Consider the following 1,481-nt stretch of genomic DNA (forward strand, 5'->3'; position numbering starts at 1 on the left):
CCTAAACTATCAGGCTCGGTACGTGTTACTACCTTACGATATACGGTACAGCCCATACGATTAGGATGATTCAAAGTCACGGCTCTGGCTGATCGCCTTACGGCTAATGCCACATTACTCAACATAGATTACTCCCTAAAAGAAACAGCCAACGGTGACAGGCTCAATCACAAATGGATTACTTTTAGGCTTTTGTTGGTTGCCCTCGATCACTTGTGATTGTGCCGATAAACTGGCTCTAATTTTTAATTGTTTCTGAGAGTACAAAGCACACATTAACACTCCAACATGGCTATTACTGATATTCTCATTAAAGCGGTACTCTGCCCCTGTTTCCTTCATGCCGTTAAACTGGATAACCGTTACAGGGTCATATCGCTGTACATCACTTTCTAGCTCTAATAATTCATTGCCAGATAATGAGTGATAAGCCTCAATCGCCTCTTTTAACTGTTCCTCTTTAAAAAACATCGTCCATGTTGGAATTAAATTAACATTGGTTAAAATGGTTAAGTCAGGCGTAAAGTCCATATCTGCATCAAACTTTTGAGCATCAATAATCAGTAAGAATCCACTGGCCTCGTCCATCACCGCCGAGACACACATCATATCGCCCTTATAACCATGCACAATGGCTCTAATTTTAACGCTATCACTCATCACAGCACCTTATCAGGCATATTAATCTGCCCCATGTTAATCTGCGTTAACACAGGATAACCAAAGGGATCATCGGGCGTACCTGAGCCAATACCACTATTGACATCGGCACTTGCACCATAAACCATTGGAATAGCAATATTTAAGAGTAAATCTACCTTTTGAATAACAACATTGCTTTGCTGTATGCTCACCGATAAAGGATAAATATCTTGGCTATCCCATACGTTAAACCAAGACTCATCAACACCTGCCAAACGATATAACGCATCAAAACCACGATTATCATAACGCCGTACAAAATGACAAAATCGGGCAATTAGGCTTTTAGCGGTACTATCATCAGGTGCAATCACCACTACTTGCACACGCAATTGACCTCGAATGATTTCAAGTTTTAAATTACGTTCGTCGGGATAATTGGGAATTTTAATATCAATCGGATCAGCCAACATCATGCCTTGGCTGGGGGAAGCTGGCGTATAGTCACGGGCAATCGCCACGGCAATAACAGGTAAAAAGGCGGTACTTTGTGCTTTATTCGCATTGGTGTTTTTACGCCATGCGCTTAATATTTCATCTATCGCATCGGCCATGCGTGACGGTGCAAAGACAATGCTTGATTTTAATTCTCTGTTGTCAAAATCTTGCATCGCATTTGTATCACTATGCGTATTGACCAGTGATTGCTTAAACCGCCCCATATACTCGCCAAAAGCTGCCTTTATTGGCAAAAATAAATCAGCCATTGTTAGCTCCGATAACGGCGTATAGTGCGATCAATTTTGGCTTTTTCTTTGGCCACATAATCATCATCAATG

The 1,481-nt window shown here is 41.3% G+C and carries 2 protein-coding genes; both read right to left on the reverse strand.

Features of this window, described 5'->3' with window-relative positions:
- Positions 1-135: 135 nt before the first annotated feature.
- Positions 136-660, reverse strand: a complete 525-nt coding sequence (locus tag C8N29_RS16590; protein WP_107867173.1) for a hypothetical protein — start codon at positions 658-660, stop codon at positions 136-138.
- On the reverse strand, positions 660-1,409 hold the full coding sequence (locus C8N29_RS16595; RefSeq protein ID WP_107867174.1) for a hypothetical protein: 750 nt from the start codon (positions 1,407-1,409) through the stop codon (positions 660-662). The genes C8N29_RS16590 and C8N29_RS16595 overlap by 1 nt, the downstream gene beginning before the upstream one ends.
- Positions 1,410-1,481 lie beyond the last annotated feature (72 nt).

The sequence above is a fragment of the Agitococcus lubricus genome (assembly GCF_003051055.1).
Lineage (GTDB): Bacteria > Pseudomonadota > Gammaproteobacteria > Pseudomonadales > Moraxellaceae > Agitococcus > Agitococcus lubricus.